Origin of the sequence: Lactobacillus amylovorus DSM 20531, from assembly GCF_002706375.1 — a bacterium.
GTDB lineage: Bacteria > Bacillota > Bacilli > Lactobacillales > Lactobacillaceae > Lactobacillus > Lactobacillus amylovorus.
Genome location: NZ_CP017706.1, coordinates 2102392 through 2116178, shown reverse-complemented (window position 1 = coordinate 2116178; position 13787 = coordinate 2102392). Strand labels below are relative to the sequence as shown.

Genomic DNA, 13787 nt, shown 5'->3' with positions numbered 1-13787 from the left:
CAAAAAGCTTGATTAGCATCACACTAACCAAGCTTTTTGTCTCTCTTATTTTTCTCGTTCCTTATCAGTCAAGGTTAAATCGCTCTTGTCTGAGATCCAACTGTACAATGGCAAGTCGATCTTACCATTTTCGTCCATATTCTCCATAACCTTTCCCATAAAGAATTCTTGCCAATTTTGCGTTGGCTTAATACCTGGGTGATTCAATTGTGGGGTTAACCAACCTTCAGATATTGGTCTAATTGGGTTAAGGCCAACAACCATGCCAATTGTATAGTTAGAAAAGTCAAAACTGCCTTCAACCACGATCCACTTAGGATTCTTCATCAACTCTGGTTGCAACTTAGAAAGCATTTCAGGTGGGATCTTGCCTTCAGTAACCATCATTCTGCCTTTGATTGGGCCATGCTTTTGTTCGAAGTTTTGCAACACACCCTTCATGAACAACTTTTGACCTAACTCATCAAATTTCTTTTCGTCTTTTAACATTATCAAATCTGCTTTCTTTACAAGATAAGTCCATTATACAAAAATGTCGGCTATTGACCAAGATGATACAATTTGCGTACATTTTGCACGTCAACTGGTTGAATTGGCACACCTGGATTTTCTTTCATCACTGATGGCTTTGCTCCCTTATAGTGCTTCAATCCAATGGCATGACCTAATTCATGTTCACAGATTGCTAATGTCAATCTACTAAAAGCAAGATCAGCTTGATCTGCCGGAATTCCACTGTCTTTCAATTGTTTTCTCACATATGACTTATTCAAAAATGCTGGATTAAGGTTAATCACTGGATTCAACTTGCTAGCTTTGCGATCGATATGCAAGACATCATCTTTAACAAATGCGATCCCAGGCATTGGAATGTCCTTTCTCTTAATATCAGTCACAATGATGTTGGTATCCCTCTGTCGTTTAACCTGCTTAAAAGTAAATGCACCAGTATTGTTCCAAGCTTTCATCGCCTGCTTTATTGTTTGATATAAAAAATTCTTAGGCTTCATCTTAAGATAGACGGTTCTAACTGGCTTCTTGATATCCTTAACCTTTAAAGTCTTATTTTTTTGCTAAAACAGTATTAGTATTTCCAATAACAAAACTGCCAGTCACTGGTGTCAACAACATTACAGCTGCAGCGGCTTTGATTAAAAATTTCTTTTTCATATCTATCCCTCCAAAACAAAAAATGTGCTTTAGTACAAATTAAAGCACATTTTCTTTTCTATTCAATAAAAATCTACTAAGCATTTTCGTGATTTCTTTGCCATCTTGCGATTAAAGGCAAAATCAAACCTAAACCTAATAAGACAAATGATTCAAAGACGTTCAAGAAAATAGTCTGGTAGTATTCAGCTGAACCTGTTGGTGCATCAACTTGGAAGATTGAACCAAATGCGGCAACCAAGGTCAAGAGGAAGCACCACCAACCCATGATTAATGACATGCGTCTATTCTTGATATAAACATATTCAGCATGGTACTTCTTTTCATCCTCACGAATCTTAATGAAGGCCCAGAAAATGAATGAAGTGGTGAATGGGTCGATAATACCGTTCAAGTTCAGCAACTGGTTAAAGATTGAGTTAATGTTAGGCAAAGTTGCTGAAGAGAACATGATGAAAGAACAAAGAAGTGCGGTCAACCAGTAACCATGAATTGGCAAACCGTTTTTATCCTTCTTAGTTAAGCCCTTTGGTAAGTACTTCTTGGCAGTGTCTGACAAGAACTCACGTGACATACCATCAACCAGCATTGCCAGCTGAGCGATCATGTAAAGTGCCTGCGTCACAATGAACAGATACAAGAAGAATTTACCTAAACCGAAGTCCTTACCCATTGCCTCAAAGGCATAATATGAACCATTCATCTTCAAATCATCTGGCAAGTGGTGAGCGTTGAAGAAGACACCTAATGCAAATGAGCCAAAGACCGTCAAGAATCCAGTCATGACAGCCAACATAATCATTGCCTTAGGGAAGTCACGCGCACCATTCTTCATTTCAGTAACGTATGGAGCAACGAATTCCGCACCATCCATCGCAAAAATGAACAAACCTAATGAAGTGAAGAACTTAGTATCGAAGGTTGGAAAAATTGAACGCCAATTGAATGGTTGAGTTTCAATATGACCACCCTTGCCTAAGTATGCAAAAGTCATGATGATGTAAAGGACAGTGATAATAAACATTGCCCCACCACCAATTACCGACAACATTTGCAATGAGTTAGCAAAACGGTGCTGGAAGAAGATAAAGATGATGAAGACAGCTGCAGTAAGCAAAGCAAATGTCCAGTTGTTCATTTTATCTTCATAAGAGTTATTGCCGGCAAAGAGCCAACCAAATGAAACGACAGTTGAGTTCGCAACATCGACTAGATATGGCAGAGCACAAACCCAGCCAGCCCAGGCCATGAAGTAACCCATTTTGTCGCCTGAAGTATGACGAATCCAGGAAGTTAAACCACCGGTTGTTTCAGAAAAAGTGGAACCTAACTGTCCTACCATCATTTCATATGGGACAACGTACAAAGCAAGCATGATAACCCACTCTGAAATAGTTGCCAAACCTTGGTTTTTAAAGTTGTAGATAATGTCATCAAAACCAATAACGGTGACAAAGTCCATCAAGGCCAATACTGGCCAAGAAATTAATTTACGCTTATGCGTAGTATCAAAAGAATCCAAAAATTTACCTCCCCTATGAAACAAAAAAAGAATATTTCATAGATTTAGGCGGTGAATTATTGGAATGTTTCCCTATTTTCTCATTCATAATTTTCTCCCTATTCTTCAATAATAAGTATAGTCTATCTGGGCATATAAAAAAACAGAAGCTGATTTTCATTCAACTTCTGTTTTTGTCTTATTTACTTAATCTTAATAGCCAATGCTTCATATGGTGCCAAAGTAATTTCATCAGTCAACTTACCATTTTCCACATCATGGTTGCTAAGCAATACTTGATAGTCTTTGCCTTGATATTTTTCAGGCAATTTAGCACTATGCTTTTTACCATAGAAGTTAGTAAAAACAAGCAATTTTTCATCGCTATCTTCTAAGTAGCGTTCATAAGCGAAGATTTGTGGATCGTCTCCCAAGAACATCTTGATATGGCCATCAGAGATCAATTTTTCACTCTTACGCAACTTAATTAGCTTTTGGTAGTAGTTAAAGATCTCACCATGTGCTAACTCATCCTCGACGTTAATTCGATCCTGGTCAGTTGGCATCAGCCATGGCTTATGTTCACTAAAGCCAGCATATTTTTCATTATTCCAGTGCATTGGCACACGTGAATTGTCACGTGCCTTTGATTTCACAATTTCAAAGGCATCTTTTTCATTCAAACCATTCTTAGTCAAAGCTTTAAAGGCATTCTTAGCTTCAATATCTACATAATCGTCCATTGAAGAATAATCTGGGTCGATCATACCGATTTCTTCACCCATGTAAATGTAAGGAGTACCACGCATAAAGTCGGTTGCAGTTGCTAACATCTCAGCTGACTTTTCACGATATTTACCGGTGTCGCCAAAGCGAGTCAATGCCCAAGGTTGGTCATGGTTATTCCAGAAGAGCGCATTCCAGCCGCCACCTTGATCCATCTTTTCTTGCCATTCAGTAAAGAGACTCTTTAACTTTATGAAATCAAATGGCATCTTGGACCATTTTTCACCATCTTTATAGTCAACCTTTAAGTGGTGAAAAGTGAAGACCATTGATAATTCATGTTCACTTGGCTTGGAGTATTCAATTGAGTTAGCAATTGTGGTTGATGACATTTCACCAACTGTAATTGAATCAGGATCTTGACCAAAAGTTGCTGCATTCAATTCTTTTAAGTACTTATGAACTACAGGCGTATCAGTATACAGGCTCTTTTCTTCAACTGGATCAGTGGAATCAACTAATTCTTCTGCCTTACCAGTAACGTTGATTACGTCAAAACGGAAACCGTGTACGCCCTTGCTCCGCCAGAAGTTGACTACCTTGAACAACTCTTTACGTACTTCTGGGTTATGCCAATCAAGATCAGCTTGAGTTGGATCATACAAGTGAAGATAGTAGTAATCAGTATCGCCAAATTTTGCCCAAGCGGGACCACCAAATTTGCTTTGCCAGTTGTTAGGTAATTTGCCGTCTTTGCCCTTTCTCAGGTAGAAGAACTTACGGTACTTTTCATCCCCAGCAAGTGCCTTTTTAAACCAAATATTCTCAGTTGAACAGTGATTCAACACCATGTCTAGCATGACGCCAACATTGATCTCCTTTAGCTTTTTAACCAGTTCTTCGAAATCCGCCATCGTCCCGAAACGTGGATCAATATTGTAATAGTCGGCAATATCATAGCCATTGTCATTTTGTGGTGAAACAAAGAATGGATTGAACCAGATCATATCAGCATTCAGTTTCTTGATGTAGTCAATCTTTTGAATGATACCAGGAATATCACCAATGCCATCGCCATTTGAATCATAAAATGATTTTGGATAAATTTGATAAATTACTTTCTTACCTAAATCTGTCATTTACTTTTCCCCATCTTATAACTTAATTTTTTGTCTTCTTGCAAAATCCACGAATTTAAACTTGCTTGGATTATGGAAAGATAATGTTAGTTGAAATAGTGTCGTGTCATTTAAAAAATTATGACTAGCAACCAAAACGGCCAAACTATCTTCTAACTGCAACAGCTTTTGACACTTGTCATCGATCTTTTCTACCGTAATTACCTTAGTAGCATAAGAAATATCCAATCCCAACTTATTTTCAATATAGTCATAAATTGAATTTTCCGCTGCTTCTTTAGGTAAATCATCGATTGGCGGTGAAAAAAGATAATCGCAATCAAGCACGGCTGGCTCATCGTCGATCAAACGCAGACGTTCAACGTAAATACCTGCTTGCTTTTTTTGTTCAGGAAACTTTTCCTTAAACATTTTTGGCAAATCGGTCATCTTTTTCAAAGTAATTACCTTGGTCTGCGCATGCATATTAAGCGACTTATTCAATTCCGCAAAACTAGTAATACCTGAGATAGGAAAAGAATACTTCTCCAAGTCCAAAACAATTGAACCCTTACCCTTAATCTTCTGGATCAAACCTAAAGCAGTTAATTGATTCAGAGCCTTTCGTACTGTCTCACGAGATGAACCATATAAAGTAGTCAATTTACTTTCACTAAGAAGAAAATCACCTGCTTCATATTGATGGTGCTGTATTTTTGCAGCAATATCTTGTGCAATAATATCTGATTTTGATTCAGCCATAATATCTTTCCTTTCTATCTATCGCATATTATATTCATAATTGTACGTACAAGTAAATAGTAAATATAAATATTATTACTTTGGTATTGAAATCCTTTTCAAAAAATATGTTGACAACTTGTATATACAAGTTTAATATAATTAGTGAATTGAATGAAAGCGTTTTAGAGAAGGGAACGATTATGTCAGAAAATAATGAAATTGCAATTCTTGCTCCTGCAAACGGCAAAGTTATTGCGTTAAGTAAAACAAGCGATCCTATTTTTAGTAAAGGTGCAATGGGACAAGGCTTCGGTCTTACCCCATCTGATGGCGAAGTTGTTGCACCAGTCAGCGGTAAAGTTTCAATGATTGCAGACACTAAGCACGCAGTCGGAATTACTACCGATGATGGACTTGAAGTTTTAGTCCACATGGGTGTCGATACTGTTGGACTTAAAGGTGAACCTTTTGAAATTCTTATTAAGGATGGTCAAACAGTTGAAGCTGGTCAAGATATTGCCACAATGGATCTTAAATTTATCAATGATAAAGGCCTTGATACCACCATTATGGTTTTGATCACTAATTCAAACGACAAACTTGATGGTCTTGATGTTTCAGAAGGTCCTGCCAAAACTGGCGACGTTGTTGCACATGCATACTTAAAAACTGCAAACGAAAATCAAAATTCAGATAAGAAGCTTTCATATGATGAACTTGCTACTTTTATCATTAAGAACGTCGGTGGTAAGGACAACATTAATAATTTGATCCACTGTATTACTCGTCTGCGTTTTTACTTAAAGGACGAATCAAAAGCTAACGATGATGTCTTAAAGAACCAACGCGGTATTCTTGATGTCATGCACGCAGGTGGTCAATACCAAGTTGTTATTGGTAATGAAGTTACTAATGTTTACGACGCTGTAATGAAGCAACTTCCTGGTTTAAGTGATAAACCTGCTCCACAAACTAATGAAAATGATAACCGCAACCCAGTTGCTAAAGCATTCGGTAACTTAATCGGTTTTATCACCGGTTCAATGAGTCCGGTTATCGGTGTAATCGCTGCTTCTGGTATCATCAAAGGTCTTTTAGCATTATTAACCTTGCCTCAACTTGGTGCTTTGCTTAACGTTAAGAGTCCAGTTTACATTACAGTTAGCGCAATGGCTGACTCAGCCTTCTTCTTCCTACCAATTTTAGTAGGATTCTCAGCTGCTAAACGTCTTGGCAGTGATCCAATTATCGCAGCCGTAATCGGTGGATTTATTACCTACCCACAAATGATTACTTGGGGTACTGCTGGTAAAATGATGTTCAACCTTGGTGGTTGGAACTTCCGATTCTTGAACTACAGTTACTCAATCTTCCCAATGATCTTGGCTGCATGGCTTGCTGCTAAATGTGAAGACTGGCTCAAGAAAGTTTTGCCAAGCTACTTGCAAATGATCTTCGTACCGTTGATTACTATCTTGGTTGTTTCTACTATTACTTTGGTAATTACTGGACCAGTTATCCAAGGTGCCGCTAACGGTATTGCCGTATTCATCAACTGGTTAGTTTCAGCATCTGGTTGGCTTGGTGGTTTAGTAATCGGTGCCTTCTACCAATTACTTGTTATCTTTGGTCTTCACTGGGGTGTTGTTCCATTGGTTGCTCAACAAATTGCCTCAACTGGCCAAAGTTCATTAAACGCTATTATTTGTTCAACTATGATTGCTCAAGGTGCTGCTGTATTGGCGGTTGCCGTTAAGTCAAAGAAACCTGACATGAAGGAATTAGGTATCGCTGCTGCTATTTCAGCATTCTGCGGTGTTACTGAACCAGCTATCTACGGTATTAACTTAAGATACAATAAAGTATTTGCTTCAGGTTGTATCGGTTCAGCATTCGGTGGTCTTGTTACTGGTTTAATGCACGGTACTATGTATGGCTTCACCGGTGGTTTGATCGGATTCTCAAGTTTCTTCAACCCAGCTCACCCAACTCAATTAAACAGTTTCTACACATTCTTAATCGCTAGTGCTGTTTCAATCGTGGTCGCCTTTATCGTAACTTGGGTATGGGGCTACAACGACAATATGACTATGGGTAAGAAAGTTGAAAAAAAGCAACGCCCAGGTACTAAGTAAACTTGACAAATAAAAATGTCAGTAGATTAATTTCTACTGGCATTTTATTTTCTATTGAAAACGTCATGAAAACCAACTAGAATAAGTCCATTATGAAAAAACTATTTTTTACTTCTACCGTTTTATTGACTGGATTGCTTCTTGCAGGCTGTACTCCTGTTAAACATGAGGCCACTCATACTGAAACGGGTTTCCAAGTGGAAAAGCATTCTACGCATTTCCACACAAAAAAACATAATAGTGTTGCACCTAAAATTGACTTACATAAGAAATACAAAGGCTTTGCATTAACAACAGTGCCAGAAGAATATCGTGGCACCTGGTACCGTGCTGATCCTTATAGCAAGAAAGCTACTAAGTTGGTCATTACAACACATACCTTCAATGGCTACGTCACTTACCGTAAAACTGATCCAAATTTGAAGTTAGACCACAACTCAGAAAAGCAAAACAAGGAATACGCCGGAAATGCTGTCATGATCTCAACAGATAGTGGCGCATTAAAAGAACGTGGATTTTTAGACACCGTCGATATGTCCTACAAGTTAGGACAATTTAAAGGCCAAGATTGCTTATTTATGAGCTATGGCACTAATCCTAAAGCTGTTAATGGTGTAGCTTTCAAGGATAAAAAGGCTGCACTGAAATATCGGAAATATGATTTCTCAAAAGTAAATCAATAGAAACAAAAGCAATGGTTAGTTTCATGTTAACTATTGCTTTTTGTTATAACTCTTCTATAAAAAAGCATGTCCGTCTGGACATGCTAACCAAATTCTATCTTTAATTATCTCTTTTACTTTTCAAACCAATCCCAATCGTCGCCGACAACGTGAATACCGCTGTCTTCCTCATCTTGACCAGAACTAATTCTTTCCACTCCAGTAGGACGTTCAACAGTGTATTCACCACGGCTGTTTTGCTTAACGACTGCTTCAAATTGAACAACGTCACCCTTTTCAAGGTTTAATTCCTTGAAAGCCTTATTCATACGCAAAACAATTTGTTTAACTACAACATTGTCTTCATTATTAACTGTCAAATTTTGAAAAATTCCCTTACGATCATCAGGACGCAAAAAGGTTGCAGTAAAAATACGGCGTTTACCATCTTCATATTTTGCAAGTTTTTCATTATAAATATCGATCATCTTTCAAAATCCTCTTTTCCTACATTGCTTACTATAACGTAAGCGTCTAAAAACAAAGTATATTGAAAAGGCAGCCTTGTTCTGATCATCGATTGATCAGCTAAGCTGCCTTTCTTTGTTCTATTCGTGTTTTACATTTTTCCTGAACTTCTTTTGTCCATGGCAAATAAGCCGACAGATGCTCTTGGTCTGTCAGATTCTCTTCATTTGGTAATTTATCCAGCAGATACTCAATGTATTTCTCTGGATCTAGATTGTTTCTCTTGGCTGTTTCAATCAAACTCAAAATAATCGCAGAAGATTGTGCACCTTCGAAACTTTGCGAAAATAACCAATTCTTTCGGCCAATTACCAAAGTCTTGATTGCTTGTTCTGCGAGATTGTTGGATAAAACTAATTTACCATCAAGTAAAACATTCTTGAAAGTATCTTCATGATTAAGTGCGTAAGCAATGGCTCTTCCAAGTTTGGATCCTGGTAAAACCAAAGGCTGATTTGTTCTACACCATTTAAAGAATTCATCAAATAGTGGCTTTAGTTTCTCTTGGCGTTTTTGATGGCGTTCTTCATTAGAAAGGTTTTCCCAAGATTTCTCTAGAGTAAACATCTGATTGCAGTAGTGAACGCCTTGCTTTGATAAGGATTTTCCTTTAGTAGTGGGTGGCACTGCTTCTTTGAACTTTCTTCTAACATGAGCCCAACAACCCACTAGTGTTGCTTCAGGTAATTGTTTGTAGGCTTGCCACATATCGCAGTGCAAATATCCTGAATAATTGCCTAGGAAGTCAGTCGCAACTTGGCTGCTACGATGAGGATCATGATGATAAAAAGTTATTGGTTTCTTCTCTTGTTTACCTGATAAAAAAGTCCAGTAGTAAGTCTTCTGAGTATCGCTCTCAAGGACGCGGTAACTCGTTTCATCGGCGTGAAGGACCGCTTGAGTTAACAATATTTCTTTAAGTAGACTGTAAACAGGCTTGAAGTAATAGTCTGTGACCTTCATATGCCAGTTAATCAAGTCTTGGCGATGGATAGGAAGTCCTAGCTTTTGCCAATCGTTTTCTTGTCTGTAAGCCGGCACCTTCAACTCATATTTTTGATAAATTGTATGAGCAATAATTGACGAAGAGCCGTAACTATGTGCTAGCGCTGCCTTAGGAACAGGAGCTTTAATGATCTTATCTGTTTCACTATTTAAACTGCAATGTTCACACTTATAAGCATGCTGGATGTGATCTAATCTCTTAAGTTGAGCTGGAATAAAGACTAGTTCCTTACGCGCAGGCCATGAACCGATCTCTTTGAGCTTTTCATGACAATCTGAACAATATTGCTCTTTCTCTGATAACTCATGATGAACTTCTTCAGACGGGAAAACTGCCAGAACATCTTGTCTTTTGGCCTTATGCTTGCGGCGCTTATAGGTAATAATGTCTTCTGGGGATTCTTCTCCTGGGAAGATCTCCGTCTTCATCAGTATTTTCTTCTTCAAACAGACTTGTCTGACCGGACATAGCCGTTTGTTCAGATGACTTGCCGTATCTCTTTTGCGTTAAGTACGCTACTTGTTCTCTGAGGAGGGAGATTTCTTCGGTTAAGTTACGAATAGTTGTAGCTTGTTCTTGGATGATCTTTTCTAATGTTGTTTCTGACATGATGAAATAGCCTCCTCGTTTTTCGATAGTTATAAGAATACGAAAAACTGCACGTAAAATCAATAGAAATTACGTGCAGTTGCTTCACTAATTTTCGGTTCAATTGAGAAGCCCTTCATTAACCAGTCAACTTGCTCGGGGCTAAGTTCTCTAACTTCATCCTGGTTTTTGGGCCAATTCATCTTACCGTTCTCGAATCTTTTATAGAGTAACCAGTATCCTTGACCGTCCCAATACAAAGCTTTGAATATATCTTGGCTACCGCCACAAAATAAGAATACCTGACCAGAAAAAGGATCAAGATTGAACTTGTCTTTTACCATACTAGCTAAAGTATCGATCCCGCGTCTCATGTCAGTCTTACCGCAAACAATGTAAACCTGACCTAAATCTGATAATTTGATCATGATAGTATCCGATCCACGATATCTTGTAAGACCATTGGATCCAGTGAAGTATAAGCCTTGAATTCAAGATCGTTTCTTTTCAAAGATAAGAGAAGCTGGCTATCTTGAACTGGTTCAATAGGAACAATTTCATGTTTTTCAGTCATAACTAATAACCTCCAAAATAAGTGATGAAGTCAGTATATGACAGAAATTGTAGTTAAGATAGGTACTTGGTTTTTAGACGCTTACACTATAACATTCTTTTTATGGTTATAAACATTAAATTATAAAAAAGCCGCAGCAATGTACATAACATTACTGCGACCTTAGCGAGATTTATAATGAAGAAAATAGGTTATGTAATAATCACTTCAGGAGGAAGGATTTTTATCCGGCCACTTGTTATGGTAGTCCTATTTTCTTTATTTGTTAAATTTAATTTATAAATGAAAGATTATAATTATTCGTAAATAATTACAGGTTCGTTCTTAGAAATGTTGTTCCAAACGCTTCTAATTTCACTTGGCTTAACGTTGACACAGCCGTGTGAACCACCCTTTAAGTAGGCTGTCTTGCTCCAGTCAGTTCTCCAACTTGCGTCGTGGAAGCCACAACCACTCAAAGTAAATGGCATCCAGTAACTAACTGGTGAAGCATAACTTGAACCATCATCGTTACTACCACGGAGAGTGGCATTTCTTTGTTTGTAGTGGATGTACCAAACGCCACGAGGAGTTTGATCGCCCTTGCTACCTTCCATAGTACCAGTAACGACATCTCTTAAGTGAACTTTAAGCTTGCCGTTTCTTACAAGCCATACTTCTTGCCTCTTCAAAGAAACAACGGCGTAAGTATTGCCGATTTCATGATTTGATCTGCCGTAGCCGTGAGCATAAGTACTGTAACCTAAACCATAAATGGCATCCGCACCATCAAAAGTAGTCTTACCTTGTGCAAAGGCATCAAGCAAGAGACGACGGGTCTTTTGTACGTATACGCCCCAACCCCAAGTCTTGTTCTTAACAGTAATGGTCTTACCCTTTACTTTATTGCCAGTTGGAACAGTAAACTTGTAGCTCTTATGCAAAGTAGAAACTTCTTTATCAATTTGGTTCAACTTGTCAGTCAACTTAATTGTGTTGCCAAATTGGTATTTGCCATTTTGGTAAGAAACATCATTTAAGAGTTCGCTAGCCTTTAACTTGTAGCTTTTACCATTAATCTTATAGTTAATAGTTGCCTTTTTAAGACTATTCAACTTATTCTTGGCAGTAGCTAAATCCTTAGTGGTGTAACTGTAGCTCTTGTCTGATGGTGTCTTAGTTTGTTGCTTTTTAAATAGCTCACTAGTTTCTTGCTCATCAATTGTTTGACTAGTAGTGCTGTAGCTGTACACCAACTTGTTGTCTTTCAATGTAACTACATTCTTGGCATTCTTATTAACCTTATCTGTAGCCTTCTTGACAGTTAGCTTGCCTACCTTAACCCCATCGATTTTTACATTAGGATTAAAGTGAGTTCGTGCAAACTTTTCAGCTGCAGTTTGTGTAGCAACACGGTGATTATGGATGCTAAAACCGGCAATGATACCGATGATAATGACAATTCCGACCACTAAGATGATCAGATTATTTCGTTTATTTCTTTTCCTCAGATCTTCGTTCATAAAATTCTATCCTTTTTATCATTCAACAGATTTAATATAGCACCCATCAATACGTGTGTAAAATCTATTGTTTCTTTAATTGGCCTTTTTCATAATTGCCTTCACCGCATCTTTTAGAGCAAAGTACAAAATTGGCGTACAGATTGCGGTGGAAATTGAATTGATGACGGTTGCTGGCAGACTGACAAAAGCTCCAATATAAGCAACTTGTAAACTAGTTCCCACCATCAGTGCTTCGACAATTGAAACACAATAAGTAGTAAAAATTTTCGTCACCCCAGCAATGATACCTAAAATAATGATGTTCTTCTTGGAGTCGCGATAGTTCATCCCGCGATAAACAGCGGTTAAAACCGTTGCTACAACTACGACTTCCAGCATCGTCAACCATGAAGTTGCCGCATAACCGTTAAGTAGATCAAAGCCACCTAACCCGATAATCCCGGCAATCATACCGTTGCGATAGCCTAAATAAAGGATCGCTACAGCAGTTAAAGTATTACCGAAGTGAATAAACGGGCGACCTACCATTGCTGGTACGGGAATACGCAGTACCCAGATCCCGATATAAATAATTGCCGCAAATAAACCAGTAAAAATTAAAGATTGTAACGAATTAATATCTTTTCTCATATCTCACACCTACTTTTCTATTTCATCCAATAACCATGGCAAGCCTGCCGCATAGTTAGGCCCAAACAGCGGATTTTGTTTCGTATTCATAATTGATATTCTAATAAAATCGGCCGCAATTGAACAGCTTTTTTCTAAGTTGTTGCCATGTAAAACTGCTGCTAAAAATGCACTAGCAAACATGTCGCCGGTGCCAAAGAAGCTGCCAGACAATTTTTCTTGAATTAATGACCAGTTTTTACCATCTGTTACACCAACTTCACCGATTTTCTCCTTAGTGATAGAAATTCCCGTAATTACCACATTGGGAATAGAAAACTTTTTAGCTAATTCTTTGGCAAATTCCTGTGCTTTTTCTAATGATACTTTTGTTAAATCTTTGCCTAATAAAAATGCTGCTTCAGTCATATTCAGCGTTAAAATCGTCGCTTTGGGGATCAGCTGGCGCATCTTTTTGACATATTCCTCGTCCAAGCCGCGGTACATCTTGCCATGATCGGCCATCGCAGGATCAATTAAAACTACCTGATCGGTACGTTTTATTTGTTCGATCTTATCAAGCCAAAAATCTAACGCATTTTGACCTAAGTAGCCTAAATATAAAGCATCAAAGTTCAAATTAATTTTTTGCCAATGAGTAACTATTTTAGTCATTTCACTACTTAAATCTAGATAAGTATTGCCTTGAAAACCGGTATGCGTAGACAAAATGGCCGTAGGCAGAAGAATTGGCCTTGTGCCACATGCACCAAGAATAGGCAGAGCTACCGAAGATGACACTTGCCCTGCACACGACAGGTCCTGACTGATTAAAACTCCTCCATTAATCATTTCCTCACTCCTAAATAAAAATCCTGCTACTAGCTTATCATAGGTTAGTAGCAGGACTAAAATAATATT

The 13787-nt window shown here is 38.0% G+C and carries 15 protein-coding genes; 2 read left to right on the top strand and 13 right to left on the bottom strand.

The window, feature by feature from the left end; genetic code table 11:
• Window positions 1-45: 45 nt before the first annotated feature.
• The 5 genes from LA20531_RS10825 to treR form a co-directional block, all read right to left on the bottom strand.
• The gene (locus LA20531_RS10825) at window positions 46-489 is read right to left on the bottom strand and encodes a hypothetical protein (RefSeq protein WP_013437823.1); all 444 of its coding nucleotides are present in this window, start codon (window positions 487-489) and stop codon (window positions 46-48) included.
• Window positions 490-539: 50 nt separating this feature from the next.
• Window positions 540-1010 (bottom strand): zinc metalloprotease, encoded by a 471-nt coding sequence (locus tag LA20531_RS10820; RefSeq protein WP_056939408.1) that lies wholly within the window; start codon window positions 1008-1010, stop codon window positions 540-542.
• Between the two features lie 236 nt (window positions 1011-1246).
• The gene (locus LA20531_RS10815; RefSeq protein ID WP_056939407.1) at window positions 1247-2692 is read right to left on the bottom strand and encodes an APC family permease; all 1446 of its coding nucleotides are present in this window, start codon (window positions 2690-2692) and stop codon (window positions 1247-1249) included.
• Between the two features lie 182 nt (window positions 2693-2874).
• Window positions 2875-4536, bottom strand: a complete 1662-nt coding sequence (gene treC / locus LA20531_RS10810) for an alpha,alpha-phosphotrehalase (RefSeq protein ID WP_056939406.1) — start codon at window positions 4534-4536, stop codon at window positions 2875-2877.
• A 15-nt stretch (window positions 4537-4551) separates the two neighbouring features.
• Window positions 4552-5277, bottom strand: coding sequence for a trehalose operon repressor (gene treR / locus LA20531_RS10805; RefSeq protein ID WP_056939405.1), 726 nt, complete (start codon window positions 5275-5277; stop codon window positions 4552-4554).
• A 182-nt stretch (window positions 5278-5459) separates the two neighbouring features.
• Between treR and LA20531_RS10800 the strand changes: the two genes are divergently transcribed.
• Both LA20531_RS10800 and LA20531_RS10795 read left to right on the top strand, forming a co-directional pair.
• Window positions 5460-7394 (top strand): PTS sugar transporter subunit IIABC, encoded by a 1935-nt coding sequence (locus LA20531_RS10800; protein WP_056939404.1) that lies wholly within the window; start codon window positions 5460-5462, stop codon window positions 7392-7394.
• A gap of 92 nt (window positions 7395-7486) precedes the next feature.
• Window positions 7487-8077 carry a hypothetical protein gene (locus LA20531_RS10795; RefSeq protein ID WP_056939403.1) on the top strand — a complete coding sequence of 197 codons (591 nt, stop codon included), beginning with the start codon at window positions 7487-7489 and terminating at the stop codon, window positions 8075-8077.
• A 113-nt stretch (window positions 8078-8190) separates the two neighbouring features.
• On the opposite strand, the gene LA20531_RS10790 is transcribed toward LA20531_RS10795, so the two are convergent.
• From LA20531_RS10790 to LA20531_RS10760, 8 genes are all read right to left on the bottom strand, one after another.
• Window positions 8191-8544: a hypothetical protein gene (locus LA20531_RS10790; RefSeq protein ID WP_056939402.1), complete on the bottom strand. Its 354-nt coding sequence runs from the start codon at window positions 8542-8544 to the stop codon at window positions 8191-8193.
• Between the two features lie 100 nt (window positions 8545-8644).
• Window positions 8645-10018 (bottom strand): IS66-like element short variant transposase, encoded by a 1374-nt coding sequence (locus LA20531_RS10785; protein ID WP_013436866.1) that lies wholly within the window; start codon window positions 10016-10018, stop codon window positions 8645-8647.
• Window positions 9963-10199: an IS66 family transposase gene (locus tag LA20531_RS10780; RefSeq protein ID WP_013436867.1), complete on the bottom strand. Its 237-nt coding sequence runs from the start codon at window positions 10197-10199 to the stop codon at window positions 9963-9965. Before LA20531_RS10780 ends, LA20531_RS10785 begins: the two co-directional genes overlap by 56 nt.
• A gap of 59 nt (window positions 10200-10258) precedes the next feature.
• Window positions 10259-10606: an IS66 family insertion sequence element accessory protein TnpB gene (gene tnpB / locus LA20531_RS10775; RefSeq protein ID WP_056939401.1), complete on the bottom strand. Its 348-nt coding sequence runs from the start codon at window positions 10604-10606 to the stop codon at window positions 10259-10261.
• Window positions 10603-10752, bottom strand: coding sequence for a hypothetical protein (locus LA20531_RS11305; RefSeq protein WP_022087145.1), 150 nt, complete (start codon window positions 10750-10752; stop codon window positions 10603-10605). Before LA20531_RS11305 ends, tnpB begins: the two co-directional genes overlap by 4 nt.
• Window positions 10753-11048: 296 nt before the next feature.
• Window positions 11049-12254 (bottom strand): L,D-transpeptidase family protein, encoded by a 1206-nt coding sequence (locus LA20531_RS10770; RefSeq protein ID WP_056939400.1) that lies wholly within the window; start codon window positions 12252-12254, stop codon window positions 11049-11051.
• A 75-nt stretch (window positions 12255-12329) separates the two neighbouring features.
• Window positions 12330-12887 (bottom strand): ECF transporter S component, encoded by a 558-nt coding sequence (locus LA20531_RS10765; protein WP_013437815.1) that lies wholly within the window; start codon window positions 12885-12887, stop codon window positions 12330-12332.
• A gap of 9 nt (window positions 12888-12896) precedes the next feature.
• Window positions 12897-13718 carry a PfkB family carbohydrate kinase gene (locus LA20531_RS10760; protein WP_056939399.1) on the bottom strand — a complete coding sequence of 274 codons (822 nt, stop codon included), beginning with the start codon at window positions 13716-13718 and terminating at the stop codon, window positions 12897-12899.
• Window positions 13719-13787 lie beyond the last annotated feature (69 nt).